Annotated in this window: 21 protein-coding genes and 1 pseudogene; 5 read left to right on the forward strand and 17 right to left on the reverse strand. The window is 67.8% G+C overall.

The genetic code is table 11. The annotated features are described in order from the left end of the window. Positions 1 to 141: 141 nt before the first annotated feature. From AC5P5W_RS01580 to AC5P5W_RS01635, 12 genes are all read right to left on the reverse strand, one after another. Positions 142 to 1,026: an arginase family protein gene (locus AC5P5W_RS01580; protein WP_032958040.1), complete on the reverse strand. Its 885-nt coding sequence runs from the start codon at positions 1,024 to 1,026 to the stop codon at positions 142 to 144. 3 nt (positions 1,027 to 1,029) lie between these two features. Continuing rightward, positions 1,030 to 2,094, reverse strand: a complete 1,065-nt coding sequence (locus tag AC5P5W_RS01585; protein WP_053494653.1) for a GNAT family N-acetyltransferase — start codon at positions 2,092 to 2,094, stop codon at positions 1,030 to 1,032. 28 nt (positions 2,095 to 2,122) lie between these two features. Then, complete coding sequence (locus AC5P5W_RS01590) at positions 2,123 to 3,523, reverse strand: aspartate aminotransferase family protein (protein WP_014646426.1); 1,401 nt, start codon at positions 3,521 to 3,523, stop codon at positions 2,123 to 2,125. 64 nt (positions 3,524 to 3,587) lie between these two features. Continuing rightward, positions 3,588 to 4,304, reverse strand: coding sequence for an MtnX-like HAD-IB family phosphatase (locus AC5P5W_RS01595; RefSeq protein ID WP_197575561.1), 717 nt, complete (start codon positions 4,302 to 4,304; stop codon positions 3,588 to 3,590). Between the two features lie 168 nt (positions 4,305 to 4,472). Further along, entirely contained in the window at positions 4,473 to 5,681 is a 1,209-nt protein-coding gene (locus tag AC5P5W_RS01600; protein WP_495220789.1) for a DegT/DnrJ/EryC1/StrS family aminotransferase, read from the reverse strand. Positions 5,682 to 5,691: 10 nt separating this feature from the next. Beyond that, a complete protein-coding gene (locus AC5P5W_RS01605) occupies positions 5,692 to 6,090 on the reverse strand; it encodes a DMT family transporter (RefSeq protein ID WP_032958031.1) in 399 nt (132 codons plus the stop codon). Further along, complete coding sequence (locus AC5P5W_RS01610; protein ID WP_014646430.1) at positions 6,087 to 6,446, reverse strand: EamA family transporter; 360 nt, start codon at positions 6,444 to 6,446, stop codon at positions 6,087 to 6,089. The genes AC5P5W_RS01605 and AC5P5W_RS01610 overlap by 4 nt, the downstream gene beginning before the upstream one ends. Position 6,447: 1 nt before the next feature. Beyond that, positions 6,448 to 7,284, reverse strand: coding sequence for an alpha/beta hydrolase (locus AC5P5W_RS01615; RefSeq protein WP_014646431.1), 837 nt, complete (start codon positions 7,282 to 7,284; stop codon positions 6,448 to 6,450). Between the two features lie 80 nt (positions 7,285 to 7,364). Next, positions 7,365 to 8,744, reverse strand: a complete 1,380-nt coding sequence (locus AC5P5W_RS01620) for a sensor histidine kinase (RefSeq protein ID WP_049441505.1) — start codon at positions 8,742 to 8,744, stop codon at positions 7,365 to 7,367. After that, on the reverse strand, positions 8,741 to 9,424 hold the full coding sequence (locus AC5P5W_RS01625) for a response regulator (protein ID WP_014646433.1): 684 nt from the start codon (positions 9,422 to 9,424) through the stop codon (positions 8,741 to 8,743). Before AC5P5W_RS01625 ends, AC5P5W_RS01620 begins: the two co-directional genes overlap by 4 nt. A 133-nt stretch (positions 9,425 to 9,557) precedes the next feature. Further along, the gene (locus tag AC5P5W_RS01630) at positions 9,558 to 10,685 is read right to left on the reverse strand and encodes a metallophosphoesterase (RefSeq protein ID WP_197574156.1); all 1,128 of its coding nucleotides are present in this window, start codon (positions 10,683 to 10,685) and stop codon (positions 9,558 to 9,560) included. Positions 10,686 to 10,758: 73 nt separating this feature from the next. After that, entirely contained in the window at positions 10,759 to 11,208 is a 450-nt protein-coding gene (locus AC5P5W_RS01635) for a winged helix-turn-helix transcriptional regulator (protein WP_126411857.1), read from the reverse strand. Between the two features lie 77 nt (positions 11,209 to 11,285). On the opposite strand from AC5P5W_RS01635, the pseudogene AC5P5W_RS01640 reads away from it, so the two are divergent. Further along, positions 11,286 to 12,490, forward strand: a pseudogene (locus AC5P5W_RS01640) (MFS transporter). A 95-nt stretch (positions 12,491 to 12,585) separates the two neighbouring features. On the opposite strand, the gene AC5P5W_RS01645 reads toward AC5P5W_RS01640, so the two are convergent. Further along, complete coding sequence (locus AC5P5W_RS01645; RefSeq protein ID WP_032958025.1) at positions 12,586 to 14,001, reverse strand: GGDEF domain-containing protein; 1,416 nt, start codon at positions 13,999 to 14,001, stop codon at positions 12,586 to 12,588. A gap of 286 nt (positions 14,002 to 14,287) precedes the next feature. Here AC5P5W_RS01645 and AC5P5W_RS01650 point away from each other — a divergent pair, with 286 nt between their 5' ends. Beyond that, on the forward strand, positions 14,288 to 16,537 hold the full coding sequence (locus AC5P5W_RS01650) for a TonB-dependent siderophore receptor (RefSeq protein WP_495220790.1): 2,250 nt from the start codon (positions 14,288 to 14,290) through the stop codon (positions 16,535 to 16,537). 183 nt (positions 16,538 to 16,720) lie between these two features. Further along, positions 16,721 to 17,701 carry a cation diffusion facilitator family transporter gene (locus AC5P5W_RS01655; RefSeq protein WP_032958024.1) on the forward strand — a complete coding sequence of 327 codons (981 nt, stop codon included), beginning with the start codon at positions 16,721 to 16,723 and terminating at the stop codon, positions 17,699 to 17,701. A gap of 38 nt (positions 17,702 to 17,739) precedes the next feature. On the opposite strand, the gene nfi is transcribed toward AC5P5W_RS01655, so the two are convergent. After that, positions 17,740 to 18,414 (reverse strand): deoxyribonuclease V, encoded by a 675-nt coding sequence (gene nfi / locus AC5P5W_RS01660; protein ID WP_014646440.1) that lies wholly within the window; start codon positions 18,412 to 18,414, stop codon positions 17,740 to 17,742. A gap of 93 nt (positions 18,415 to 18,507) precedes the next feature. Between nfi and gpmA the strand changes: the two genes are divergently transcribed. Continuing rightward, on the forward strand, positions 18,508 to 19,257 hold the full coding sequence (gpmA, locus tag AC5P5W_RS01665) for a 2,3-diphosphoglycerate-dependent phosphoglycerate mutase (RefSeq protein WP_014036448.1): 750 nt from the start codon (positions 18,508 to 18,510) through the stop codon (positions 19,255 to 19,257). 112 nt (positions 19,258 to 19,369) lie between these two features. Here gpmA and AC5P5W_RS01670 read toward each other — a convergent pair whose 3' ends face one another. After that, complete coding sequence (locus AC5P5W_RS01670) at positions 19,370 to 19,831, reverse strand: hypothetical protein (RefSeq protein ID WP_227863652.1); 462 nt, start codon at positions 19,829 to 19,831, stop codon at positions 19,370 to 19,372. 137 nt (positions 19,832 to 19,968) lie between these two features. Between AC5P5W_RS01670 and AC5P5W_RS01675 the strand changes: the two genes are divergently transcribed. After that, positions 19,969 to 22,062: a M13 family metallopeptidase gene (locus AC5P5W_RS01675; protein WP_197574154.1), complete on the forward strand. Its 2,094-nt coding sequence runs from the start codon at positions 19,969 to 19,971 to the stop codon at positions 22,060 to 22,062. A gap of 200 nt (positions 22,063 to 22,262) precedes the next feature. On the opposite strand, the gene AC5P5W_RS01680 is transcribed toward AC5P5W_RS01675, so the two are convergent. Both AC5P5W_RS01680 and mfd read right to left on the reverse strand, forming a co-directional pair. Continuing rightward, on the reverse strand, positions 22,263 to 22,880 hold the full coding sequence (locus tag AC5P5W_RS01680; RefSeq protein WP_014646442.1) for an HD-GYP domain-containing protein: 618 nt from the start codon (positions 22,878 to 22,880) through the stop codon (positions 22,263 to 22,265). 45 nt (positions 22,881 to 22,925) lie between these two features. Beyond that, a complete protein-coding gene (gene mfd, locus AC5P5W_RS01685) occupies positions 22,926 to 26,390 on the reverse strand; it encodes a transcription-repair coupling factor (RefSeq protein WP_197574153.1) in 3,465 nt (1,154 codons plus the stop codon). Between the last annotated feature and the right edge of the window lie 131 nt (positions 26,391 to 26,521).

Consider the following 26,521-nt stretch of genomic DNA (forward strand, 5'->3'; position numbering starts at 1 on the left):
CCTGGGAACGATGAGGTTGCCGGCCAGCGGCCGGCACGACCGAAGCCACGCCGGCCAGCGGCCGGCACGACCGAAGCCACGCCGGCCAGCGGCCGGCACGACCGAAGCCACGCCGGCCAGCGGCCGGCACGACCGGCGCGGTCAGCAGGCGGTCGGCACGGCGGCCATCGCCGCCAGCAGTTCGCGATTCACCTGCTGGTGCCGTGCCTGCCACACCGGCAGATCCTCGGCGCTGACGTCAGGTTGGCCATCCAGCGACGACAGCCAGCGCTTGAAGCGGCTCTGGTAGTTGGCCAGCGACACTTCGCCGGTGATGTCGCTGCCGACCAGGCCGCCGGCGCGCAGCGCTTCGATCACCACCAGTGCGTGTTCCAGCTGGAAGCGGCCCTGGTCCCAGTTGCTGCGGGCGACGTCCTCGGCGAACACATCCTTGTCGATCGACAGGTAGGTCGGTTGCGGCGACTTGGCCTGCTCGGCGGCGAACGCGGCAACCAGTGCCTCCGGGTGCTCGAACCGTCGGAATGCACGGCCGCTGCCGAGGCGGTGGCCCCAGCCCACGTCCACATCCATGCACCAGTAAGTCAGGCGCCCGCCCATCAGGGGGCGCCAATGGTTCTCCCAGGCGTGGCCCAGGCCGATGTCACTGGAGGTGATGCCGAGCACATGGATGTGCGAGATCTGCGGCAGCTTGCTGGCCGCGTTCACCCACGACCCGCAGTGCATGCCGAACGGGAAACGCATGTTGTCCGGATGGTTGTCCAGCACCACCAGCTGGAACGGCTGGTGCGCACGCATGCGACGCAGCAGCGGCAGGCTGAGGTGGTGGAAGTCGCCACTGCCGAGCATCACCGTGCCGAGCTGGGCCGGCAGCGGTGCCAGCACTTCAGCGGCGAAACGGTCCAGGGTTGAAGTGCTGCAGGCGAAGCGCAGCGGATCGTGCCACTGCGGCAGCGCCAGGGTCTGCGCCTGTGGCAGCGGCAGTACGCCACCGTCCAGGTCCAGGATCAGCGGAAAACGCGACGACATCGTTCAACCGCCTCCATCAGGTTCGCCCTGCAGGTACGGGGCCAGCTTGCGCAGGGCAGCGCGCAGCAGCGGGGAGCGGGCGTGGATCGCGTGCCGGGTGGAGGTGAAGCGGGCGCCCAGCTCGGCCTTGATCCGCGAGTCGGTCCAGCCGGCCACGTAGTGGCTCAGGCCGTGCTGCAGCGCGTACTCGAGGTTGTGCATCCAGCTGACCGCGTACAGGTTGTGCTCGCGTGATTGCGGGTAGGCCAGGCCGATGTACTTGTCCACCAGCTTTCCGGCGTGGATGTAGCACAGGTTCCAGCCGATCAGCAGACCCTGGTGGCGGTACAGGAACATCCGTCCCTGGCCCTGGCTGTCGGCCAGCAGGTGTTGGAAGTAGGGCAGGTCGAGCTGGTCGAAATGCACCGCGCTCTGCGCGAACACGCCCAGGTACAGCGCGTACAGTTCGGCCTGCAGTCGCGGGTCTGCGAGGGCCGGATCGCCGGTGGCGATGCAGTCGATCTGCAGGCCATCGCGCGAGCGCAGCTTGCGCCGGATGTTCTTGCGGCGCGAGGACGACAGGCGTCCGAGATAGCCATCGATCGAATCGAAATCGATCGCCACCCAGGCCAGCGGCATGCCTTCCAGTTCGACGAAGCCGCGTGCCAGCAGCGCCTGCAGGAAGGCGCTGCTGTGTGCATTGGCCGCGTCGTCCAGCAGCGGCGAATCGATTGCCAGGTCCTTGACCACCAGCAGCCGGGAATCGCCGATCGCGTGACGCGTCACGTCCTCGGCCAATGCCTCTGGTGCGACGTGCGCGGGCAACGGGGTGTACTCGGTGCTGGTGGCACCGACGAAGCGGGTCTTCCAGGTGATCCAGGGCCGCCACAGGCGCGACAGCGGCAAGCCAAGCAGCTTGCCGCGCAGGTCGTCGTCCATCGTGGTGGTCAGGTCGAGCGGCGCACGGAAGGTCGGCAGGCCGCTGGGAAGCAGGCCTGCCTCGAATCCAAGCGGCGGGTGGGCCAGGAAGCCCTCCAGCAGCGCGGCCGGTTCCAGCGCGGTGCTGGATGCGCGTGACGTCATCTCCATCGGCACGGGAACCGGCAGCGCATCGACCTCAGCCCTTGGCCTTGGTCAGCGCCTGGTCGAGCAGGGTGATCGCCAGGTCGATCTCTTCGTAGCTGATGTCCAGCGACGGCGCGAAGGTGATCACGTTCTTGTACCAGCCACCCACGTCGAGCACGAGGCCCATGCGCTTGCCGTCGTGCAGGAGGTCACCGGCCAGGCCGATGTCGACCATGCGGTCCAGCAGTTCCTTGTTGGGGGTGTAGCCGTCGGTCTGGCAGATCTCGGCGCGCAGGGCCAGGCCCAGGCCGTCGACGTCGCCGATCTCCGGGTGACGCTTCTGTAGGCCACGCAGGCCGTCCAGGAAGTACGCGCCCTTCTCCGGCACGGTGCGCTCGTAATCCATTTCCTTGCCCAGCTTCAGCACTTCCAGGCCGAGGCGGGTGCCCAGCGGATTGGAGTTGAAGGTGGAGTGGGTGGAGCCCGGCGGGAACACGGTCGGGTTGATCAGTTCTTCGCGCGCCCACAGGCCCGACAGCGGGTTCAGGCCGTTGGTCAGCGCCTTGCCGAACACCAGCACGTCCGGGGTAACGCCGAAGTGCTCGATCGACCACAGCTTGCCGGTGCGCCAGAAACCCATCTGGATTTCATCGACGACCATCAGGATGCCGTACTTGTCCAGCACGCGCTTGAGGCCAGTGAAGAAGTTGCGCGGCGGGATGACGTAGCCGCCGGTGCCCTGGATCGGCTCGACGTAGAACGCGGCGTACTCGGCCTGGCCGACCTTGGGATCCCACACGCCGTTGTACTCGCTTTCGAACAGGCGCTCGAACTGCCACACGCAGTGGTCGGAATACTCGTCCGGGGTCATGCCCTTCGGGCGACGGAACGGGTACGGGAACGGGATGAACATCGCGCGCTCGCCGAAGTGGCCGTAGCGGCGGCGGTAGCGGTAGCTGGAGGTGATCGACGAGGCACCCAGGGTGCGGCCGTGGTAGCCGCCCTCGAAGGCGAACATCAGACTCTTGCCGCCGCGCGCGTTGCGCACGATCTTCAGCGAATCTTCAATGGCCTGCGCGCCGCCGACGTTGAAGTGCACGCGGCCGTCGAGGCCGAACTTCTGGTGCATGTCCACGGCAATGGTCTTGGCCAGCTGCACGCGGGTCGGGTGCAGGTACTGGCTGGCGACCTGCGGCAGGGTGTCGATCTGGTCCTTCAGCGCGTCGTTCAGGCGCTTGTTGCTGTAGCCGAAGTTGCAGGCCGAGTACCACATCTGCAGGTCGAGGTAGGGCACGCCCGCACCGTCGAACATGTAGCTTCCTTCGCCGCGCTGGAAGATCTTCGGCGGGTCGACGTAGTGGACGGTGTCGCCGAAGGAGCTGTAGCGGGCTTCGTCGGCCAGCAGCTGCGCGTCGGAGGCAGCCGCGTCGGCGTTCTTGTCAAAAATGTTCATGCAGTTCGGTTCCGTGAAGGACGTTCGAAAGGGGTGACGGGGGAGCGCGCCTGGAAGGGAGTGCTCAGGCGGTGGCCAGCAGCAGGGGCAGTGCGGCGGGCTGCGGGCTGGCGTCGAGGCGACGTGGCTGCAGCAGGCTGCCATCGAGCAAGCGCGGCAACAGTGCGATTGCATCGTGGAAGGTATCGATGGCGGCATGCTCGATGCCGGCCTTCGTGCAATGGGTGATCAGGCGGCGCTTGGCGAACACGAAGTCGGCATCTTCGGAGACGCAGAAATCCGAGCTGCCATCGCCGATCATCAGCACGCGTGGTGCTTCGTCGACACGCGCCTGCGCGGCGCAGGTGCACTTGCAGGTACCACCGCGGCATCCTTCGGCCTGGTAGGGCGACTCCAGTTCCCAATGGTCTTCGCACCAGCGCAGGTGGTTGGCCACCACCGGCAGTCGCGACAGGCCGTGGTTGGCGAGGATGCGGTGGATCGCATAGTCCAGCCCGTCGCTGACGATGCGCAGCGGCACGCCCAGCTGTTCGGCGCGGCTGACAAAGGCGGCGAAGCCCGGATCGATCTGCACCTGGTCCAGGTGCGCGTCGAGCGTGGCCGGGTCCAGCTTCAGCAGCCGCACCTGGCCCTGCATGCATTCACGCGAGCCGATCTTTCCCGCCTTCCACTGGTCTTCCAGTTGCTGCCAGCCCGGCTGGCCGTACTTCTCCAGCAGCGAGTCGATGACATCTTCGAGGCTGATGGTGCCATCGAAGTCACACAGGATGCTCCAGTGCATGGGCAGGTCCGTCGATGAAAGAAACGTCCGGCACGATGCCGGGGCAGGCTCAATGTAGGCAGGCAGCCTTTCTCGTTCCTTTCCTGTTGAAAGCCTGCACCGCCGGGTGGGGAAAGTGTTCAGGAATCGAGCGTGCTGAATGGGCGTGATGCCGTGAAAACCGCGCTTTCAGGGCTGCGCAGCGGCCAGCGCCCGCAGGATCTGCGCGGTCTCTTCCCGGGTCTGCCAGGCGCTGTTGCCGAGGGTCAGCATGCGTGCGGCGAAGTCGCGCGCGTTCGGCATGTCGTCCTGCGGCACGATGCCACGCAGGTAGGCGTAGTCGGGCAGGGCATGGATGAACATGCGGCTGGCACCGAGGCCGCGCGGCCACAGTTCGTCCAGTGCGGCATCGCGCGCGCGCTGGCTGGGCAGCAGCAGCATCAGCATCGGCCAGGTGCCGCCGGTGACGGCCAGGCCATCGACCACCTCCACCGCCGGCAGCTGTGCCAGCTGCACACGCAGCTGCAGTGCGCGCAGGCGCCCGGCCTGCAGGAACGCAGGCAGCCGCCGTGCAGCGTGGGCGCCCACGTTCTGCCGCCACTGGCTGACCCGGTGCTGGGGGATGTCCAGCGGGAAAATGTCTCCGACCGCGTCTTCCAGATCGCCGCGTTGCAGGGCGCTGCGCAGCGGATTGCCGTACACCAGCGACAGCAGCGAGGGGCGGTAACAGGCGGCAAGACCCAGCAGCTGCACGCTGCGAAGCAGCTCCCAGCGCAGGCTGAAACGTACCTGTTCGGCGGCATGTTCGGCCAGCGCGGCGCGCAGCTCGTCATCGCGGCTGACCAGCAGGCCGCCTTCATGCAGGCTCAGCCCCTTGCCGGCGGCCAGGCTGAAGAATCCGATGTCGCCACGCAGGCCCACGCTGCTGTTGCCGACCCGTGCACCCAGCGCCTGTGCGGCATCTTCGATCACCCAGGCGCCGGCGCCGCGTGCGACCTCGCAGGCCCGTTCGACATCGGCGATGCGCCCGCCGAGGTGGGTGGGCAGGATCGCCAGCGTCCGCGCGTCGGCCAGGCGCGAGAGCTGTGCCGGATCAAAGTCGAAATGGCCACGCCGGGTATCGCACAGCTGCACGCGCAGGCCGAGGCTGTGTACCGCGATCGGCACCAGCGGACAGGTATAGGCCGGCAGGATCACGGTATCGCGCTTGGGCGCGCGCTTGCGCAGGGTGCGCAGCGCGATCAGCAGCGCGTGGGTGCCGGAACAGGTCAGCTGCAGCGGCGGTGTGCCGAGCTGGGTGGCCAGGATGTCGCGCAGGTCGCCGCCGCCGGGAAGGAAGTCGCTGGCCTGCATCGGCAGGCCAGCGGTCGGCGGCAGTTCGCGCGCGAACAGGCTCATCGCACCCCGCTCACGAAGTGCTGTCGGCGGGGCTGTGCGGATCATCCGCTTCGGCGCGGCCGAGGCAGACGATGCCAGCCACGATCAGTACCGCACCGACAAGGTGGTGCAGGGTGAGCGGCTCTTTCAGCAGCCAGGCCGACAGCAGCAGCACACTGATCACCTCCAGGTGCGAGGCCGCGAACGCCGGGCCGATCGGCGCATGGCGCAGCAGGCTCATCCAGGTGAAGAACGCGCCGATGTAGCCGAGGACCGCGCCGTACACCCACGGCTGCGACAGCACGCGCAACAGCCACGCGGTGTTGGCCTCGACCGGCAGCGCGGCGTCACCGGCGTACTTGAAGCACAGCTGGGCCAGCGTGTCGAAGGCCATCAGCAGGGGAAAGCCGATCACATACAGGCGCCTCATGAGCCGGCCCCCACCACCGCCACGCCCGCCGTGACCAGCAGCATGCCGGTCACCCGCAATGGCGTGAGCTTTTCGCGGAACAGGATGCGGCCGGCGATCATCAGCGCAACGATGTTGATCGAGCCCAGCAGCACGCCCTTGGACAACGGCACCAGCGACAGGAACGCGATCCAGGCAACGAACTCAAGCACGTAGCAGGCGATGCCGATCCACAGCCAGGGGCGGCTGAGCATGTGTTTCCAGCGTTGCAGTCCTTCGCCATCCTGCGGGTCGCTGGCGGCGGCCTTGAAGGCGAGCTGGCCACCGGTATCGAGCACCACATTGGCCAGCCACAGCAGCGTGGCGAGTGCCCCCATCTCAGGCCACCGCCTTGAGCACGCCGCTGCGTTCACCGATTTCGGTGAAGAAACGCGCGCTGCGGCGGATCACCTCGCGGCGTTCGCGGTCGATCGTGATCATGTGGTAGCTGTCTTCCAGCACCACCAGTTCCTTCGGGCCGCTGACCCTCGACATCACCAGTTCGGCGTTGCCCATGCTGGCCACGTCGTCTTCGCGGGCGTGCATCACCAGGCACGGTGCGGTGACCTGGTGCAGGTGGCGGCGGGTCCAGTTGCTCAGGGCGCGCATCTCGGCCAGCGCGTGCCAGGGGTTGCCCGGCAGGCCGGCCGCGGCGCTGTCGCCGGACAGCATGGCGGCACTGACCTGCGCACGCAGGCGCTCGTCACGCAGGCCATAGGGCGGTTCTTCCATGAACATGCGGTCGCGGCCGATGTTGAAGCGCTTGAACCACGGCAGCAGGAACGACAGGCGGGCCACGGCGGGAATGTTCCAGCCGTCGTAGCGGAAGGTGGCGCCATACACGCCGACGCCGGACACCCATTCGGGGCGGCGTGCAGCCAGCGCCAGCGCCAGTACCGCGCCCATCGACAGGCCGCCGACGAACAACTGGTCGACCTTGCCACGCAGGCTCGCCGCTGCATCTTCCACGCCCTGGTACCACTGTTCCCAGGTGGTCGCCAGCAGGTCATCCACGGTGCCGCAATGGCCGGGCAACTGCACGCCGTGTACGGTGAAGCCGGCGTTGTTCAGGCCCTTGCCCAGCATGCGCATTTCCGCCGGGGTGCCGGTCAGGCCGTGGACCAGCAGCACGCCCTGCGGGCCACCGGGGAGGAAGAAGTCGTGCGATTCGGTCACCTGGCGGCTCCGGGACGGCAGTGGGGATGGTCAGGATCGCAAGCGCGATTTTCGCCAGCCTTTCAGCGCCCCGGTACGGGTCAGGGGGCCTTCAGCAGCGGCAGTGTGATGGCGACCTTCAGGCCCCCACCGGCGCGGTTGAGGAAGGTCAGGCGGCCGCCGGAATGCTCCACCGCTTCGTGCGCGATGGCCAGGCCCAGGCCGGTGCCGCTGGCTGCGGTGCCAGGCGCTCGGAAGAAGCGCTCGCCCAGCCGTGGCATCACGTCCTCGGGCACGCCGGGGCCGTTGTCCTCCACGTACAGTTCGACGTCATTGTCATCCAGCGCATGCACGCCGACCGTGACGGTCGCATCGCGGCCGGCATAGCGCAGCGCGTTGTCGATCAGGTTGTCCAGTGCTTCCTGCAGCTGGGCACCGTTGCCGAGCACGCGCAGCGGGTGGGGGCTGCCGCGGTAGCCCAGATCGATGCCATCGCGGATCGCTTCGGGCACGCGCATGCCGACCCACTGCGGCACCAGCTCGCACAGGTCCAGTGCCTCCACGGTATCGGGCACGGTCTGCGCCCGGCTCAGTGCGAGCAGCTGGGTGCTGACCCGGGCGGTGCGCTGGTTGAGCCGGCGGATGTGCTGCAATGCCTCGCGCACCGTGTCCGGGTCGCCATGTGCCAGTGCCTGGTCCACATGCAGGGCCATGCCGGCCAGCGGCGAACGCAGCTGGTGCGCGGCATCGGCGATGAAGCGGTTCTGCAGCGTGATCATTTCCGCCTGGCGCGCGAACAGATCGTCGATGGTGCTGATCAGCGGCTGGATCTCTTCGGGCACGTCGGCATCGGAGATCGGTGCCAGTTCGCCGCGGCGCTGCGCCAGGCGGGTCCTCAGCGGGGTCAGGATGCGCAGGCCATGGGTCACCCCGAACCAGACCAGCGCGGCGGTGCCCAGCGCCAGCATGGTCATCAGCGGGATGATGATCATCAGAATCTCTCGCGCGCGCTGGCGTCGTTCGGCCATGCTTTCGGCCACCGTCACCGCCAGCTGGTCCTGCGGATCGTTCATCGCACGCGTGCAGACGGTGGCCATGCGCACCGGCTGGCCGTTGAGAATGCCATCGTACAGGGTGGGGTCCACGCCGGTGCATTCCTGCGAAGGCGCGTAGGCACTGAAATCCGCATTGCCGCTGAGTGTCCCCTGGCGGCTGCTGTCCACGTTGAAATAGCGATGGCCGTCGGGCTCGTATTCGATCAGGAAGCGCGCCTGCGGAGACAGGTCGCTGGTCACCGGCATGGTGCTCAGCATCTGCGCGAACGAGTGCGTGTCGTCGATCAGGTTACGGTCGTGGATGCGGTTGGAATAATCCAACGCAACGTAATAGGCCAGGATCGTATTGAAGGTAAGCAGGCCCAGCATCGGCAACGCCAGGAAGGCGAGCAGGCGCCGGCGCAGGCTGGGGGGGCCACTGATCACGGGGCGCTGTCGTCCTGCGCGTCTTCCAGCATGTAGCCCAGTCCGCGCACGGTGCGGATGCCCATGCCGCCGGGCTGCAGCTTGCGGCGCAGGCGGTGCAGGGCGATGTCCAGGCCGTTGTCGGTCAGGTCCTGGCCCCAGTCGCACAGCGCCTCCACCAGCTGTGCGCGCGAGACGATGCGCTCGGCGCGTACCGCCAGTGCCGACAGCAGGCCGAACTCGCGTGCGGTCAGTTCCAGCGACTGGTCGTCGATCCACACCCGATGCCCGGCCAGATCGATGCGCAGGCGGCCGATGCGCAGGTCCGGGTTGCCATTGCTGGTCACGCGGCGCAGCTGTGCGCGCACGCGGGCTTCGAATTCGTCCAGTGCGAATGGCTTGACCAGGTAGTCGTCGGCACCGAGGTCGAGCACGCGCACGCGTTCGGCCAGGCCGTCGCGGGCGGTCACCACCAGTACCGCCAGGCCATCGCCGCGCTGGCGCAGGCGCTGCAGCACGTCGCGGCCATCCAGCTGCGGCAGGCCCAGGTCCAGCACCAGCAGCGCGTATTGGGTCGAACCCAGCGCGGCGTCGGCGTGCGCGCCGTTGTCGACGTGGTCGACCACATGCCCCTGCCGGCGCAGCGAGGCGCACAGGCCGGAGGCGATGTCCGGGTCGTCTTCAGCAATCAGAACGCGCATGCGCGGGGAGCTCCTGTAACGGTCGGGCCCAGCGGGTGGACGGGGCGGGCCTCTCGGCTGCCGAGGGTAGCCGCAAACCGGGTGAAGGTGGAGCGCGCCGGCACCTCCCGGCACCGTCGCGCTGTCCCGCCATTCAGTCCTGCAGGCCCGGCTCACCCAGTGCCAGCGGCACCCGTGAGCCGTCCAGCAGGCCGCGGCTGAGCCTGCCATCCTCGATGAACAGCAGTTCGCCGTTCTCGCCGTTCTTGATGCTGCTGTCGATGGCGATCACGCGGTCGCCATGGAAGCTGCTGACGTGCGGCATCGAGGTGTGGCCGACCACGATGCGCGTGAGCTGCAGGCGGTCGAGCACGGCCTGTACCGCCGCGGTGTCGAGGCGGCCATCGAAATAGCCGCGGTACCAGATCGGGCTGGTCTTGCCGTCATACAGCGGTGCGGTGGCCGGGTCGGCCTTCACTTCGGCCTTGGGCAGGCCCAGAGAGGCCTGGTAGGCCGCATTGGTGCGTACCGGGTCCAGCGCCAGCTGCAACGCCTCGGGCGAGATGCCGCCATGCAGGAACAGGGTATCGCCGATCTTCAGCAGCACCGGGCGGGTGCGCAGCCACTGCCCGATCACCGAGTCGGCGCCATACAGTTGCGGGTAGCTGCGGCCCAGCAGCTGGGCGCTGCGCAGGTACTTCGGGTTGACGTAGCGCAGGTCGTCGTACAGCACCATGGTTTCGTGGTTGCCTAGCACGAAGTGCACTGCGCCACCGGCGGCGGCGGCCTGCTGCTGCAGGCCGTACAGCAGCCAGAACGCCTCGGTCACCTGCGGGCCGCGGTCGAATACATCGCCAGCGATGACCAGCGTGTCCTTGCCCAGGGCCCAGCGATCCTGGGCGTCGATGACCTGGTGGGCGCGCAGCAGGCGCACCAGCAGCCCGTACTGGCCATGGATGTCCGACAGCGCGACGATGCGCGGCGCGGCCGGCAGCACGGAGACCGAGGCCGCATTCGGCGCGGCCACGTGCACGGTGTGTTCGTAGCCACAGCGCGGCGCGATATCGGTGCCCGTCGTGTTGATGGCCAGCGAGCGCGACTCGACCTTGTCGTCGCAGATCCACTTGGCCTGCAGCTGGTCGCCCTGGCGGAATACATAGGGGCCATCGGCCTGCACGTGGTCGGCGGGCGCGGCAACCTCGCGGGCCTGCGTGGTTGCTGTGGCGCAGGCCAGCAGCGGCAACAGCAGGGCGGTCAGCAGGAAAGGGCGATAGCGCGGCATCGGCGGCGTCCGGCGGCGGAAACCTCCGATGCTAACCGGCGCGGCCCGATCGTGGTGTGCGCGAATGGGCGGATCAGGCGCCGCGCCGGTCGTCCTTGAGCTTGCGCACGCGGGTGGCGGCGGCCTGCAGCGGCTGACCGTCGCGCCCGTGTGGCTGCATGTAGGGCAGTGGTCGCCGCGTGCTGGATTCGATCAACTGCGAATGGGCTTCACCGGCGCTGAAGCGATGGCGTTCTCCCCACTGGCGCAGCGCGACCAGCAGCGGGAACAGTTCCTGGCCGGCGCGGGTGAGCACGTATTCCTGGTAGGCCGAGCCATCGGAGGCCGGTTGCAGTTGCAGGATGCCGGCCTCGACCAGCCTGCGCAGGCGATCGCTGAGGATGTTGCGCGCCGCGCCGAGGCTGCGCTGGAAGTCGCCAAAGCGCGTGACGCCGTCGAAGGCATCGCGGATCACCAGCAGTGCCCAGCGATCACCGAGCAGGTCGGCGCTGCGGGCAACGGGGCAGGGACTGTTGGCGTGCATGCTGTGGCCTCCGAATGTGGTTGCAGTTTAAAACCAATGACGATAGCCTGCATCAAGTTTCAAATTGCAACTACATCATGAGCGCATCGATGTCCCGCCCATTGCTGACCCTGCTCGCGGTCGCGGCCGGCGCCAGCGTTGCCAACGTCTATTACGCGCAACCGCTGCTGGATCGGCTGGCACAGGCCTTCGCATTGGACCGTGCCGTGGCGGGCGCAGTGTTGGCGGCAACCCAGGCCGGCAGTGTGCTGGCATTGCTGGGCCTGCTGCCGCTCGCCGATCGCGGTGACCGGCGACGCCTGCTGCGGATGCGGTTGATGGCGCTGGTGCTGGCCCTGCTGTGGCTGGCAGCGGCACGCACGGCCGGTTGGCTGTTGTCGGGCATGCTGCTGGCCGGGCTGTTGGGCACCGCGCTGACCCAGGGCTTGATCGCCTATACCGCCACGCTTGCGCCGCCCGAGCAGCGCGGGCGCCTGGTGGGCGTGGTGCAGGGCGGCGTGTTCATCGGCCTGTTGCTGGCGCGCGTTGTATCGGGCGCGGTCGCGGCCACCGTCGGCTGGCGGGCGGTCTATCTGCTGTCGGCAGCGCTGATGGCGGCCCTGGCCGGGCTGCTGTGGCGGCGCCTGCCGGCGGTGCCGGTGCCGGCGGTACCACCGCGCTGGCGCGAACTGCTGGGTTCGATGCTGGGCATGCTGCGCCGGGACCGCGCGCTGCGCGAGCGTGGGCCGCTGGCATTGCTGCTGTTTGCTGGCCTCAACGTGTTCTGGGCGGCGGTGCCGCTGCCGCTGTCGGCGCCGCCGTTGCAGTGGTCCACCGCGGCCATCGGCGCACTGGGCCTGGCCGGCGTAGTGGGCGCCTTGATGGCGGCGCGGGTCGGGCACTGGATGGACCGTGGTTTCGCCGGTCGGGTCAGTCTCGGCGGGCTGCTGCTGATGCTGGCCGCGTGGTGGCCGCTGCTGGGCCTGCCGCAGTCGCTGTCGTTGCTGCTGCTGGGCGTGATCGTGCTCGACCTCGGTGGGCAGGCACTGCACGTATCGAACCAGGCGCTGCTGCTGCGTGCACCGGCAGAACAGCATGGACGCCTGGTGGCGTTGTACATGCTGTTCTATGCAGTGGGCAGTGGTGCCGGTGCGGCTGCCGGGCCCTGGATGCAGGCCCGGCATAGGTGTGCCTGCTGGGTGCAGGCATCGCGGCACTGGCGCTGCTGTGGTGGGCAGCATGGCGGGTGGTGGCGTCCAATGCATCGGCTGGCGGGCGAACCGGTAGAGTCGACTGTCGGTAGAGTCGACTGTCAGTCGACTGCTCTTCGCCCCGCGTGCGAAAAATCCCGCGCTGCGTGCGATAGTCGACCAGCGGTCGACTCTACCTGTCCTGTCGTCATCGCTGCAGTGCACGCCGTCCCGGTGCTTCCTCAAGGTCCGCGCTGGCCACTACCACGCGGTTGCGGCCGCTGCGCTTGGCCTCGTACATCGCCGCATCGGCCCGTGCCATCAGCCGCTCGTAGTCCGGGTGGCCGTCATGGCCGGCTACGCCGATGCTGGCGGTCAGTGCCAGTACCTGGCCGTTGGCCAATGCCACCGGTGACTGCGCGATCTGCCGCCGCAGGCTTTCGGCGATCACCGCGGCCTGTGATTCACTGGCCGCGACCAGCACCACCACGAACTCCTCGCCGCCATAGCGGAACAGGTAGTCACTGCCGCGGGTCAGCTGGCCGAGCAGGCCGGCGACGTGCTGCAGCGCGCGGTCCCCGGCGTCGTGGCCGTGGCCGTCGTTGATCGCCTTGAAGTGATCCAGGTCGAGCAGCAGCAGCGAGAACGGCGTGCGGTTGCGCGTGGCCAGCTCGATCTCCCGGCGCAGCACGGTAGGCAGGAAGCGGCGGTTGAGCAGGTTGGTCAGCGCATCGCTGCCGGCATCCAGCTCGCCGATGCGCTCGAACAGCAGCGTCATCAGGGTGCGGATGGCGGCCAGGTCCTCGCGGATGGCCGGCAGCACCGCCAGTCGTTGTGCCGGGGCATCGTTGCTCGCCCGCTGCAGGTTGCTGTCGATGCGGGCCATCAGCTGGCCGACCTGCCGGGTCTCGCTGCTCTCGCCGAAGCTGGGGATGCCCTTGTGGGTGAACCACAGGCCGAACTCGGAAGTGGCCAGGCTGGCGCTGTCGCTGGCCTGTACGTGGCCAGCGAGCGCGTAGAGCAGGGCGTTCTCCCAGTCCAGCAGCAGTGCGCGCTGGCGTTCGCGTTCGGTGCCGACGTTCTGCACCAGCGAGAACAGCCGGTACGCAGCATCGGCGCGGGTCGAGCGCTCGCGTGCATGGGTATAGGCCAGGGTCATGCCTTCCATGGCGATGTCCATGATCGCGCTGAGGCAGTCGATGGCGGCGAACGCAGTGGCACTGTCGGGCGCGTCGTCGTGCAGGCGCACGAACAGTTCGTGCTTGAGCACGCGCGCGCCGCGGGTGACCAGGTCGACCGGAATACCGACCCGGGCATGCACATCGCCGATCACCCGCTGCGAGGCAACGGCGCCGGCAATACCGTCGGCATTGGTGGTCAGCAACTGCACCAGCCAGCGCTGCATGGCCGGCTGCAGGCGCTGCTTGACCTGATCGTGGGACAGGAAGCGGCGTGCACGCCCGTCCTGCAGCAGTACCTCGTAGAAGCGTTGGGCCAGCGCCGGCGGGGCATCGGCGGCGGCGGCGTGCAGCAGCGCGGTGGCGGCAGGGCCGGCCTGTTGCAGGCAGTGCTGCCAGGCCTCGGCCAGCGGTTGGCTGGCATCGTCCAGTTGGGGTGGTTCCACGTCGATCTCTGACTGCGTACGGCAAACCACGGGTATCGGCCGCGGTGGCGCACGGTTGATGGCGGGTTGGCCGGTCAGTTTATGCGCGATGCAGGGTTGCACGGCGCGCAAAGCACGTCGGCGCCGCGGCGGCAATGAGTGAACGCATTTGAGAATCACTCGCATTGATGGGAGAATGCGCGCACGGATCGGCCCGCAGGCGACTGCAGCGACGCTCCGCCTCCCCCTCGTCGTTGCCTCAAGCCCTTTGCCAGAGGCCCCGTTGCCCTGCCAGAAGGTCCAGATCATGTCTCCTGCCGTTGTCCTTTCGCCGCGCCCGCTGGCGCTCGCCGTTGCCGCCCTGCTGGCGGGAAGCGCCCTGACCGCCCGGGCTGAAACCGACGCCACCGATATCGACACGGTGCATGTCACCGCCTCGCAGATTGCCCGCCAGGCACTGGGTACCTCGACCATCACCGCCGAGGACATCGCCAAGCGCCCGCCGGCCAACGACATCGCCGAGCTGCTGCGCACCATGCCAGGCGTCAACCTCACCGGCAACAGCGCCTCGGGCCAGTACGGCAACAACCGCCAGATCGACCTGCGTGGCATGGGCCCGGAAAACACCCTGATCCTGGTCGACGGCAAGCGCATCGGTGCGCGTGATGCCGTGCGCATGGGCCGTAGCGGTGAGCGCAATACCCGCGGTGATACCAACTGGGTGCCGGCGGAAATGATCGAGCGCATCGAAGTGCTGCGCGGCCCTGCGGCGGCACGCTATGGCTCCGGTGCGTCCGGTGGCGTGGTCAACATCATCACCAAGCGCCCGACCGGCGACCTGACCGGAGCGGTCGACCTGTATGGCCTGGTGCCCGAGCACAGCGCCGAAGGCGGCAGCGAGCGCGTCGGCCTGCAGCTGAGCGGGCCGATGACCGACACCCTGTCGTTCCGCCTGTACGGCAACCTCAACAAGACCGACGCCGACTCACTGGACCTCAACCGCCAGTACGCCACCAACCCGAACGCGGTGCCGCCGGCTGGCCGCGAGGGTGTCAAGAACCGCGACGTCAACGCGTTGCTGCGCTGGGACATCACCGCCGACCAGGTGGTGGAGTTCGAAGCCGGCACCAGCCGCCAGGGCAACATCTACGCCGGTGACCGCGCGGTCAGCACTACCGGTACCTCGACCGGCGTTGACCTGGCAGCGCTGGCCGACGGCGAAGCGGAAACCAACCGCATGTACCGCAACACCGGCGCGATCACCCATCGCGGCCGCTGGGGCGACGTGACCTCGCGGGTGACCGCCGCGGTGGAAGCGGTCAACAACTCGCGCATCAATGAAGGCCTGGCCGGTGGCCCGGAAGGCAGCTTCAACGGCACCGACTGGTCGACCTCGCGCCTGCGCAACTACCAGCTGGATGGCGAAGTGAGCTTCCCGACCTCGCTGGGCAGCGTCGAGAACATCTGGACGCTGGGCTTTGAATACCTGGACAGCCGCCTGACCGACCCGTACTCGATGAGCCAGTCCAGCAGCAGCGGCGGCGGCATCCCGGGGCTGTCGGCCGATCGCGCGCGGGGCAAGGCCGACGCGCAGACCACCGCAGTGTTCGTCGAAGACAACATCTACCTGGGTGAGCGCTGGATCGTCACCCCGGGCCTGCGCTTCGACCACCACAGCCAGTTCGGCAACAACACCAGCCCCAGCCTCAATGCGCAGTTCCGCATCAACAGCGACTGGGTGGTGAAGGGCGGCATCGCCCGCGCGTTCAAGGCGCCGAACCTGTACCAGTCCAATCCGGACTATCTGTACTACACCCGTGGCAACGGCTGCCCGAATGCACTGCCGAGCCTGGGTGCCGGTTGCTACATGCGCGGCAACGCGGACCTGAAGGCGGAAACCAGCCTGAACAAGGAACTGGGCATCGAGTGGGCACCGCAGAGCGGCTGGCAGGCCTCGTTGACCTACTTCCACAACGACTACAAGGACAAGATCCAGGCCGGCTACACCCAGATTGGCCTGACCGCCGACACCAAGGGCCGCATCTTCCGCTGGGAGAACGCGCCCAAGGCGATCGTGCAGGGGCTTGAAGGCAACCTGGTGATCCCGCTGCTGGGCGAGCAGGGCAACCGCCTGAAGTGGAGCAACAACTTCACCTACATGGTGGAAAACGAGAACAAGAGCACCGGCCAGCCGCTGTCGGTGATCCCGAAGTACACCGTCAACACGATGCTGGACTGGCAGGCCACCGACAAGCTGTCGGTGCTGCTGACCGGCACGTTCTACGGCAAGCAGGAACCGGCCACCGCCAACATCAACAATGATCCGCGCTGCACCGGCAGCTGCGATCCCTCGATCGCGCTGCAGGACCGCGGTGCCTACAACATCTGGGGCGTGAGCGCGCGCTACAAGGTGACCGAGACGGTCAGCTTCGGCTTCGGCGTGAACAACCTGGCCGACAAGCGCCTGTTCCGCGAGGCCAACAGCAGCGATGCCGGTGCGGCGACCTACAACGAACCGGGCCGCGCATACTGGGCCAGCCTGCGCTTCGGGTTCTGACCGCACGCGGACGCCGGTCCGCTGCGGTCGCCAGGCCAGGCCTGGCGCTGCCGGCCACGCTCCGGTAGCGCCGGGCCTTGCCCGGCGACACCGGCGCCGCGCGCCTGCAATGTTATAAACACCGTAATAGTCTCCCCCGCCAGCACGGCGTAGCCTGCACCGCATCGCAAAGGAGCTGTTGCCATGGGCCACGACCACGATCACCTGCCATCCCAGATCCGCCACGAGAAACCCTTGTGGTGGGCGCTCGGCCTGACCTCCACCTTCCTCGTCATCGAGGTGGTGGGCGCGTTCTGGACCAACAGCCTGGCGCTGCTGTCCGACGCGGCACACATGGCCACCGATGCACTGGCACTAATGATTGCGCTGGTCGCGGTGCGGTTGAGCCGACGCCCGCCGGACGCGCGCCGCACCTACGGCTATGCACGCCTGGAAGCGCTGGGCGCGATGATCAACGGCGCCATGCTGTTCGTGGTCGCCGCCTACATCCTGTGGGAGGCGATCGGTCGTTTCCGCGAACCGCAGGAGATCGCATCTTCGGGCATGCTGGTGATCGCCGCCGCAGGCCTGGTCATCAACCTGATCTCGATGCGCCTGCTGCAGGCCGGCAGCGGCGAGAGCCTGAACGTGAAGGGCGCCTACCTGGAAGTGTGGGCGGACATGCTTGGCTCGGTGGCGGTGATCGCCGGTGCGTTGTTGATCAAGTGGACCGGCTGGAAGCCGATCGACCCGATCCTGGCGGTGCTGATCGGCCTGTGGGTACTGCCGCGCACCTACGTGCTGATGCGCGAGGCGATCAACGTGCTGCTGGAAGGCGTGCCCAAGGGCATGGACGTGGCCAAGGTGCGCGACAGCCTGTCCGGTCATGCTGCGGTGCTGGACGTGCATGACCTGCATGTGTGGGCGCTGGCCTCCAGCACGCCGGCGCTGACCGCGCACATCGTGATGCGCGACGGCACCGACGCCGATGCGCTGCGCCGTGAGCTGGGCGGGCGCCTGCACGATGACTTCGGCATCGAGCACGTGACGCTGCAGATTGAAGCGGACCACTGTGGTGAAGCCTGCGCTGGACCGGCGTCGGCCAAGGGCGGCGCGCAGCAGGGCCATGAAGGCCACGACCACGGTGAGGACGCGCAGGGCCATCGCGGCCACGTGCATCATTGAATGAAAATGAAAGCCGCACCGGGGAATGCCCGGTGCGGTCATTCGTCGCGTCGCGAGGCCAGCCGATCCGCCAGCCGGGTCGGTTCCGGCAGCCGGTAACCGCGCAGCGTGCGCTGCACCCAGTCCAGCGCGGTATCGGCACTGACCCGATGGCCGCCGGCCACGAACAGCGGCTTGCAGCGCACCTTGCTGCGCAGCACCCAGCCCAGTTGTTCGTCGCCATCCTGCAGCGGCGCATGTGCACCGGCCTCGGCGCCCGGTTCGACGAACCGGCCCACCAGCTTCGACTTGGCCACGCCGATGCTGGGCAGGTCGGTGACCACGCCCAGATGCGCGGCCACGCCCAGCCGGCGCGGATGGCTGATGCCATGGCCATCGACGAACACCAGGTCCGGCGTGCGCGGCAGCAGCGCCAGCGCGGCCAGCAGTGCCGGCAGCTCGCGGAAGCTGAGCAGGCCGGGGATGTAGGGCATCACCGTGGGGATGCGCGCGATCTCCTGCGCCACGGGCTTCAGCGTCTCCACGTCCAGCAGTACCGCCGCGGCGCGGGTGATGGCGCCGTCGTCTTCAAAGCCAACATCCAGCCCGGCCAGCCAACGGACGTCGCGTGGCAGGCGGTCCTGGCGCTCCACGCGGCCGGCCAGCTGGAGCTGCTGCGCGCGTGCCGCAGAGACGCTGCCTTCCCAACATCCGGGATCGATCACCGTATTCATCGGTCACAGCATCGCACGGGCGGCGCCACGGCCCGGTGAGCGGCGGCCGGGCTACAATGGCGGCCTGCCTTTCCTCGCGTTGGAGACCCTGCAGTGACCCGTAAACTCGTACTGTTGCGCCATGGCCAGAGCCAGTGGAACCTGGACAACCGCTTCACCGGCTGGGTCGATGTCGACCTGACCGAGCAGGGGCGCCGGGAAGCGGCCGCCGCCGGTCGCCTGATGCGCGAGGAAGGCCTGCAGTTCGACGTCGCCCACACCTCCGTGCTCAAGCGTGCCATCCACACCCTGCAGGGTGCGCTGGCCGAGCTGGAGCAGGACTGGCTGCCGGTGAACAAGTCCTGGCGCCTCAACGAGCGGCACTACGGCGGCCTGCAGGGGCTGGACAAGGCCGAGACCGCGGCCAAGCACGGCGAAGAGCAGGTCAAGGTCTGGCGCCGTTCGTACGACATCCCGCCGCCGCCGATGGACCTGGAAGATCCGGGCCACCCGATCCATGACCGCCGCTACGCCGGTCTGGACCGCAACGCGCTGCCGGGCACCGAGTCGCTGGCCACCACCCTGGACCGCGTTCTGCCGTACTGGCACGACGCCATCGCGCCGCAGCTGAAGGACGGCAAGACCGTGCTGGTCACCGCCCACGGCAACTCGCTGCGCGCGCTGTACAAGTACCTCAACAATGTCTCGCGCGAGGAGATCCTCGAGCTGAACATCCCGACCGGCATCCCGCTGCTGTTCGAACTGAACGACGACCTGACCGTGCAGTCGTTCCGCTACCTGGGCGACCCGGAAGCAGCGCGCAAGGCCGCCGAAGCCGTGGCCAACCAGGGCAAGGCGAAGTAAGAAGCACAAGGCCGGCGCAAGCCGGCCTTCGCTTTTGTAGAGCCGAGCCCACGCTCGGCCGGCGCTGTCGCAACCCGGTAGAGCCAAAACCCATGGGGGCTGCATCAGCCAGCTACGAGGGATCCATGCGGCGCACCTTCGGCGGCTGCAACGCGGCAATGTCGATGACGTGTTCCTGGCATATCACCTGATAGTGCGTGAATGGGCCCGGGTAACTGACATCGGCAAAGGTGGCATGGTCCAGATAATCGAGGAACTTCGAACGGCTGTAGCGGCGGAACAGGTTGCCGCTCCAGGTTTCGGCGTCGTCCCAGCTCTGGTAGGACTCGTTGTGCACGGCGTAGCTGATGTAGTGGTCCCAGATCAGCTCAAAACGCTGCGAGTGGGGCATCACCTCTATCGCACGCGCATCATCGATTGAACGTCCATGAGCGAGCTCCACACGGGAGGGCTTTCCGACCACCAGGCCTTCCTCGACGACCAGGCGCAGACGATTCGCTTCCGGCTCGCCGATGCCCGCCAGGAACAGACACTCACAAGCGTCGATGGCCTGCAGCAGCGCAGCTTCGTCCATGGTCATGAAGTCCAGTGATCGCGGAAGCCAGAGCATAGCGGCATGCAGACGGAGCCGCGCCATGCGCTCGTGACCTTTGGCCGGTCCCCAGCGTCGCTCCCGCGGCTACCCTGTGAAATTACCCGCAGGAGAGCCTCATGAACGTCCGCAACCTGGTCCCGCTGGGCCTGACCATCGCCATCGCTGCCTCACTGGCGGCCTGTGGCAAGAACGAAACCGCCCCGGCGGCCAGTGCCGACGCCAAGCCGGCCTTCGACCTGTCGCAGATCAAGACGCCGCTGATCTCGCTCAACAGCGCCGACCTCGATCCGGCCATTCCGGCCTGTACCGACCTCAATGGCTTCGTCAACAGCAAGTGGTTGAAGGCCAACCCGGTGCCGGGCGACCAGACCACCTGGGGCAGCTTCGAGATCCTGCGCGAGCGTTCGCTGGAAGTGCAGCACACGCTGGTGCAGCAGGCCGCCGCCAGCCAGGCCAAGGCCGGCTCGGTGGAAGCCAAGATCGGTGACATCTGGAAGACCGGCAACGACGAGGCCAAGATTGAAGCCGCCGGCCTGGCGCCGCTGCAGCCGCAGCTGGACAAGATCACCGCGCTGAACGACACCGCTGCCATCACCCAGTACCTGCGCGACAGCCAGGCCGAGGGCAAGGGCGTGCTGTTCTCGCTGTTCGCCAATGCCGACTACAAGGATTCGGCCAACGTCATCGCCTACGTCGGCCAGGGCGGCCTGGGCCTGCCGGAGAAGGGCTACTACTTCGACGATGCGCAGGCCAAGATCCGCGACGCCTACGTGGCCTACATCGCACAGGTGCTGACCCTGTCCGGCGTGGACGCGGCACAGGCCGCCGAGCAGGCCAAGGCCGTGATGGCCTTCGAAACCCGCCTGGCCAAGGCCTCGATGTCGCGCATCGAAATGCGTGACCCGGCCAAGCGCTACAACCCGCTCAGCGCGGCTGAGGCCGACAAGCTGACCCCGAACTTCAGCTGGACCGCGCTGTTCGACACCCTGAAGGTGCCGGCCGCGCAGAAGTTCTCGCTGGCCCAGCCGGGCTTCTTCGGTGAAATGGACAAGATGCTCGCCGATGTGCCGGCCAGCACCTGGCAGGCCTACCTGCGCTTCCACACCATCGACGACGCCTCGCCGTACCTGAGCAGCCAGTTCGAGAAGGCCAATTTCGATTTCTACGGCACCACCCTGCGTGGCCAGAAGGAAATGCAGCCGCGCTGGAAGCGCGTGCTGGAGTCGGTCAACGGTGGCATGGGCGAAGCCCTGGGCCAGCTGTACGTCGACGCCGTGTTCCCGGCTGAGTCGAAGGTTGCCATGCAGCACCTGGTGGAAAACCTGTCGCAGGCCCTGAAGGCGCGCCTGGAGCAGCTGCCGTGGATGGGCGAAGAAACCAAGAAGAAGGCACTGGAAAAGTGGGCCAGCTTCACCCCGAAGATCGGTTACCCGGACAAGTGGCGTGACTGGGCGGGCCTGCAGACCAACGGCGACAGCTACCTGGGCAACATGCAGGCGGCGCGTGCATTCAACTACCGCTACATGCTGGACAAGATCGGCAAGCCGGTGGACAAGACCGAGTGGGGCATGACCCCGCAGACCGTCAACGCGTACTACAACGCCACCAAGAACGAGATCGTGTTCCCGGCGGCGATCCTGCAGGCGCCGTTCTTCGACGCCAAGGCCGATCCGGCGCTGAACTACGGCGGCATCGGTGCGGTCATCGGCCACGAGATGATGCACGGCTACGACGACTCGGGCAGCCAGTTCGCCGCCAACGGCAACTTCGACAACTGGTGGACCGACGCCGACCGCAAGGCCTTCACCCAGCGTACCGACCAGCTGGTCGCGCAGTTCGACGGCTATGAATCGGTGCCGGGCGTGTTCGTGAAGGGCAAGCTGACCCTGGGCGAGAACATCGGCGACCTGGGCGGCCTGACCGTGGCCTACGACGCGCTGCAGATGGCGCTGAAGGAAGACCCGAAGGCCAATGTCGAGGTTGATGGCCACAGCCAGGACCAGCGCTTCTTCATGAACTGGGCCACCGTGTGGCGCCGCAACTTCACCGATGGTGAGCTGCGCGTCCGCCTGAACACCGATCCGCACGCCCCGGCCAACTTCCGTGCCAACGGCGCACCGTCGAACATGCCGTCCTATGCCGCTGCATTCCAGTGCAAGGCCGGCGACGCGATGGTGCGTGCCGACGACAAGCGCGTGGTGATCTGGTAATCGATCACCCGTGACTGCGTGATGCGAAAGGCCCGGCGAATGCCGGGCCTTTTGTCTTCCAGGCCGGTAGCGCAGCGCCGACTGGTAGAGTCGACTGTCAGTCGACTATCGCGCGCAGCGCGGGATTTTCGCGATCTGGACGAAGAGCAGTCGACTGACAGTCGACTCTACCGACGGGTCGTTTCACCTTCCGGAAGATCTCAGGCCAGCTCCGGCTCCCGCGCCAGCATGCGATGGAAGCGCTGCAGCACGTAGGGATCCACCAGCCCTCCAGACTGCGAATCGATGATCCGCAACGCGGTTTCGTGCTCCATCGCGTCGCGGTACGGGCGCACGCTGGTCATCGCATCGTAGGCATCGGCGATGGTGACGATGCGCGCGCCCAGCGGGATGGATTCGCCGCGCAGCCCATCGGGATAGCCGCTGCCATCGAAGGCTTCGTGATGGGCGCGGATCAGCCGCGCCACGGGCGCGGCGTCGCTGCGGCCGGTGGCCAGGAAGATGTGCTCGCCGCGCACCGGATGCTCGCGCATGATCGCGCGCTCCTCATCGGTATGCCGGCGCGGCGCCAGCAGTACGTCGTCGGGAATGCCGATCTTGCCGATGTCGTGGAAGCGCGCGGCCAGGCCGACCTGCGCACAGGCCTCGTCGTCGAGATCGCAGTGCGCGGCCAGCCGCTGCGCGAACAGGCCGACGCGGTCGCAGTGATGGCGGGTGTAGGCGTCGCGCATCTGCAGCGACATCGAGAGGGCATCGATCAGGCAGGCCTGCGCGTGCAGCAGGTCGGGGGCGGGTACGGCGTCAGGAAACATGGTCATCCGCCCGCACCGGGTGGGGGCCGGTGCGGGGTGTTCGGGGGGCGATCAACCCGGGGCGAGGGTGGTCAGAAGGGCGCGGGCCGCGTTGAAGCGGTCTTCCGGCAACGGCAGCGGGTGCTTGATGCGCAGCTTGTCGGGCCCTTCCATGGCGTACAGGTTCGGTTGCTTCTGGATCAGCTGGATCACCGCCATCGGGTCGATGTTCGGCTTGGATTCGAACACGATGCGGCCACCATTTTCGCCCAGGTCCAGCTTGCGGATGCCCAGCGTGTTGGCCTTCAGCTTCAGCTCGGCGATGGCGAACAGGTGCTTGGCCGCATCAGGCAGCAGGCCGAAGCGATCGATCATCTCCACCTGCAGTTCGCGCAGCGCATCGCTGTCGCGCGCGCTGGAAATACGCTTGTACAGGGTCAGGCGGGTATGCACGTCCGGCAGGTAGTCTTCCGGGATCAGTGCCGGCACATGCAGTTCGACCTCGGCACCACGCACTTCCTCGCCGGCATCAAGGTCGGGCAGCTTGCCCTGCTTGATGCTGCGCACCGCGCGCTCCAGCAGCTCGGTGTACAGGCTGAAGCCGACCTCGGCCATCTGCCCGCTCTGGTCCTCGCCGAGCAGTTCGCCGGCACCGCGGATTTCCAGATCGTGCGTGGCCAGGGTGAAGCCGGCGCCCAGCTCGTCCATCGAGGCGATCGCTTCCAGGCGCTTCTCAGCGTCGGGGGTGATCGCGCGGCGGTCGGGCGTGATCAGGTACGCGTAGGCGCGGTGGTGCGAACGTCCGACGCGGCCACGCAGCTGGTGCAGCTGGGCCAGGCCGAAACGGTCCGCACGGTTGATGATGATGGTATTGGCGTTGGGGATGTCGATGCCCGACTCGATGATCGTGGTCGACAGCAGCACGTTGAAGCGCTGCTTCTGGAAATCCAGCATCACCTTTTCCAGCTCGCGCTCGGGCATCTGCCCATGGGCGATGCCGATGCGCGCCTCCGGCACCAGCTCGGACAGCTCGCGCTGCATGCGGCCGATGCTCTCCACGTCGTTGTGCAGGAAATACAGCTGGCCACCACGCGCCAGCTCGCGCTGGAAGGCTTCGCGCAGCAGCGCGTTGTCCCACTGGGTGATGAAGGTCTGCACCGCCAGCCGGTTCGGCGGCGGCGTGGCGATGATCGACAGGTCGCGCAGGCCGGCCATGGCCATGTTGAGCGTGCGCGGAATCGGTGTGGCGGTCAGGGTCAGCAGGTGCACGTTGGCGCGCAGCGCCTTCAGCGCTTCCTTCTGGCGTACGCCGAAACGCTGCTCCTCGTCGACGATGACCATGCCCAGGTCCTTGAACTTCACGTCCGGCTGCAGCAGGCGATGGGTACCGACGATCACGTCGATGGTGCCGGCGGCGACCTTTTCCAGCTCGGCCTTGATTTCCTTGGTGGTCTTGAAGCGCGACAGCACCTCGACCTTCAGCGGGTAATCGGCGAAGCGGTCGCGGAAGTTGCGGTAATGCTGTTCGGCCAGCAGCGTGGTCGGCACCAGCACAGCCACCTGCTTGCCGGCACTGGCGGCCGCAAAGGCCGCACGCACCGCCACCTCGGTCTTGCCGAAGCCGACGTCGCCGCAGACCACGCGGTCCATCGGCTGGCTGCTGGCCAGGTCGCGCAGGGTGGCGTCGATCGCGGCCAGCTGGTCCGGGGTCTCCTCGAACGGGAAACCGGCCGCGAACGGCTCGTACATCGCGCGGTCGATCTGCAGTGCCAGGCCGGCACGCGCCTGGCGGCGGGCCTGGATCTCCAGCAGTTCGGCGGCGACGTCGCGTACTTTCTCGGCGGCCTTGCGCTTGGCCTTGCTCCACTGCTCGCCACCGAGCGAATGCAGCGGCGCGGTTTCCGCCGACGCACCGGAATAGCGGCTGATCAGGTGCAGCTGGGCGACCGGCACATACAGGCGGTCGCCCTTGGCATATTCGATTTCGAGGAACTCGCCGGGCATGCCGCCGACGTCCATCGCGATCAGGCCACGATAGCGGCCGACGCCATGATCCTCGTGCACGATCGGCGCGCCCTCGGTCAGTTCACCGAGGTCGCGGATGATCGCTTCCGGCTCGCGGCCGGCACGGCGCGTGCGCCGGGTGCTGCCGGCGCGCTCGGGGAACAGCTGGCGCTCGGTCAGCACCGCGATGCGCGGATCGTCCAGCGCGAAGCCATCCTCCAGCGGTGCCACCGCGATCGCGAAGCGCGCGTCGTCGGCGAGGAAGCTGGGCAGGTCGGCCACCACCGGCGGCTTCAGCTCGGCGGCCTGCAGCACTTCCAGCAGCGCCTCGCGGCGGCCGGGTGAATCGGCGGCGATCAGTACCCGGCCCGGATAATGGCCGAGGAAGGATTTCAGCGCCTCGCCAGCGGGGGCTTCGCGCGCGGCCACCGGCAGCGGTGGCAGCGGCTGGTCGCCCAGCGCGTGCGCGTCGGCGATGCGCGCATGGTCAGCCGACCACACCTCGATGCGCGGGGCATCGTTCAGGCGCTCGCGCAGCAGCTCCGGCGACAGGTACAACGCCGACGGCGGCAGCAGCGGGCGCTCCACATCATGGCGGCGCTGCTCATAGCGGTCCGCAGTCTGCGCCCAGAACGCGACGGACGCTTCATACGCACCGGCACAGACCACCGGCAGGCTGCCGCTGGGCAGGTAGTCGAACAGGGTTGCGGTGCGTTCGAAGAACAGCGGCAGGTAGTACTCGACGCCGGCCGGCGCCAGTCCGGACTTCAGGTCTTGGTACAGCGAACTGCGCCGGGTATCGACATCGAACCGCTCGCGCAGCGTGGCCAGCACGCGGGCGATGCTGGCTTCATCCATCGGCACTTCGCGGCCGGGCAGCATGTGCACCGCCTCGACCTTGTCCAGCGAACGCTGGCTTTCCGGGTCAAAGGCACGGATCGAGTCGATGTCCTCGTCCAGCAGTTCCACCCGCAGCGGCTCGTCGGCACCCATCGGGTACACGTCGAGCAGGCCGCCGCGCACAGCGAAGTCGCCCGGGTCCATCACCTGCGGCACGTTGCGGTAGCCGGCGCTTTCCAGGCGGCGCTTCTCGGCTTCCAGGTCCAGGCGCTGGCCGACCTTCAGGTCGAAGCTGCCACCGATCACGTAGCTGCGCGGGGCCAGGTGCTGCAGCAGGGTCTGCACCGGCACGATCACCAGGCCACGCTTCAGCGCGGGCAGGCGGTGCAGGGCGGCCAGGCGCTGCGAAATGATGTCCGGATGCGGACTGAAGCGGTCGTAGGGCAGGGTTTCCCAGTCCGGGAAGGCGACCACCGGCAGGGCCGGATCGCCGCCGAGCAGGGTGTGCAGGTCGGCTTCGAGCTGGTTGGCACCGTGGTTGTCACGGGCGATCACCAGCAGCGGGGCGTCGTGCGCACGCGCGGCCTGGGCAAGGTACCAGGCCAGGGCGGTCGGCGAGGCGGGGGCGCGCCACCAGGCGCGGAGCTGGCCGGCGCGCGGCAGCGGCGGGGCGGGGTATGAGGTACGCGACATGGACCCCGGATTTTAGCAGAAGCCCGATCGAAGCCCGGTGGGTCGTGCCGGCCGATTGCCGGCAGCCTCATGTACCGTTGGGGTAACGCAGTTCAGGCCAGCGGCCGGCACTACCGGCAGGCGTCGCCGGG

The organism is Stenotrophomonas sp. YJH_SMC_123 (genome assembly GCF_059368215.1).

Bases quoted from the DNA above. Each gene is read 5' to 3' on its own strand.
- AC5P5W_RS01635 (WP_126411857.1), bottom strand. From the start codon at position 11,208: ATGCACGCCAACAGTCCCTGCCCCGTTGCCCGCAGCGCCGACCTGCTC.
- AC5P5W_RS01610 (WP_014646430.1), bottom strand. From the start codon at position 6,446: ATGGGGGCACTCGCCACGCTGCTGTGGCTGGCCAATGTGGTGCTCGAT.
- AC5P5W_RS01675 (WP_197574154.1), top strand. From the start codon at position 19,969: ATGAACGTCCGCAACCTGGTCCCGCTGGGCCTGACCATCGCCATCGCT.
- AC5P5W_RS01600 (WP_495220789.1), bottom strand. From the start codon at position 5,681: ATGAGCCTGTTCGCGCGCGAACTGCCGCCGACCGCTGGCCTGCCGATG.
- AC5P5W_RS01650 (WP_495220790.1), top strand. From the start codon at position 14,288: ATGTCTCCTGCCGTTGTCCTTTCGCCGCGCCCGCTGGCGCTCGCCGTT.
- AC5P5W_RS01580 (WP_032958040.1), bottom strand. From the start codon at position 1,026: ATGTCGTCGCGTTTTCCGCTGATCCTGGACCTGGACGGTGGCGTACTG.
- AC5P5W_RS01625 (WP_014646433.1), bottom strand. From the start codon at position 9,424: ATGCGCGTTCTGATTGCTGAAGACGACCCGGACATCGCCTCCGGCCTG.
- AC5P5W_RS01680 (WP_014646442.1), bottom strand. From the start codon at position 22,880: ATGACCATGTTTCCTGACGCCGTACCCGCCCCCGACCTGCTGCACGCG.
- AC5P5W_RS01585 (WP_053494653.1), bottom strand. From the start codon at position 2,094: ATGGAGATGACGTCACGCGCATCCAGCACCGCGCTGGAACCGGCCGCG.
- AC5P5W_RS01670 (WP_227863652.1), bottom strand. From the start codon at position 19,831: ATGGACGAAGCTGCGCTGCTGCAGGCCATCGACGCTTGTGAGTGTCTG.
- AC5P5W_RS01595 (WP_197575561.1), bottom strand. From the start codon at position 4,304: ATGCACTGGAGCATCCTGTGTGACTTCGATGGCACCATCAGCCTCGAA.
- AC5P5W_RS01655 (WP_032958024.1), top strand. From the start codon at position 16,721: ATGGGCCACGACCACGATCACCTGCCATCCCAGATCCGCCACGAGAAA.
- AC5P5W_RS01630 (WP_197574156.1), bottom strand. From the start codon at position 10,685: ATGCCGCGCTATCGCCCTTTCCTGCTGACCGCCCTGCTGTTGCCGCTG.
- AC5P5W_RS01605 (WP_032958031.1), bottom strand. From the start codon at position 6,090: ATGAGGCGCCTGTATGTGATCGGCTTTCCCCTGCTGATGGCCTTCGAC.
- mfd (WP_197574153.1), bottom strand. From the start codon at position 26,390: ATGTCGCGTACCTCATACCCCGCCCCGCCGCTGCCGCGCGCCGGCCAG.
- AC5P5W_RS01590 (WP_014646426.1), bottom strand. From the start codon at position 3,523: ATGAACATTTTTGACAAGAACGCCGACGCGGCTGCCTCCGACGCGCAG.
- nfi (WP_014646440.1), bottom strand. From the start codon at position 18,414: ATGAATACGGTGATCGATCCCGGATGTTGGGAAGGCAGCGTCTCTGCG.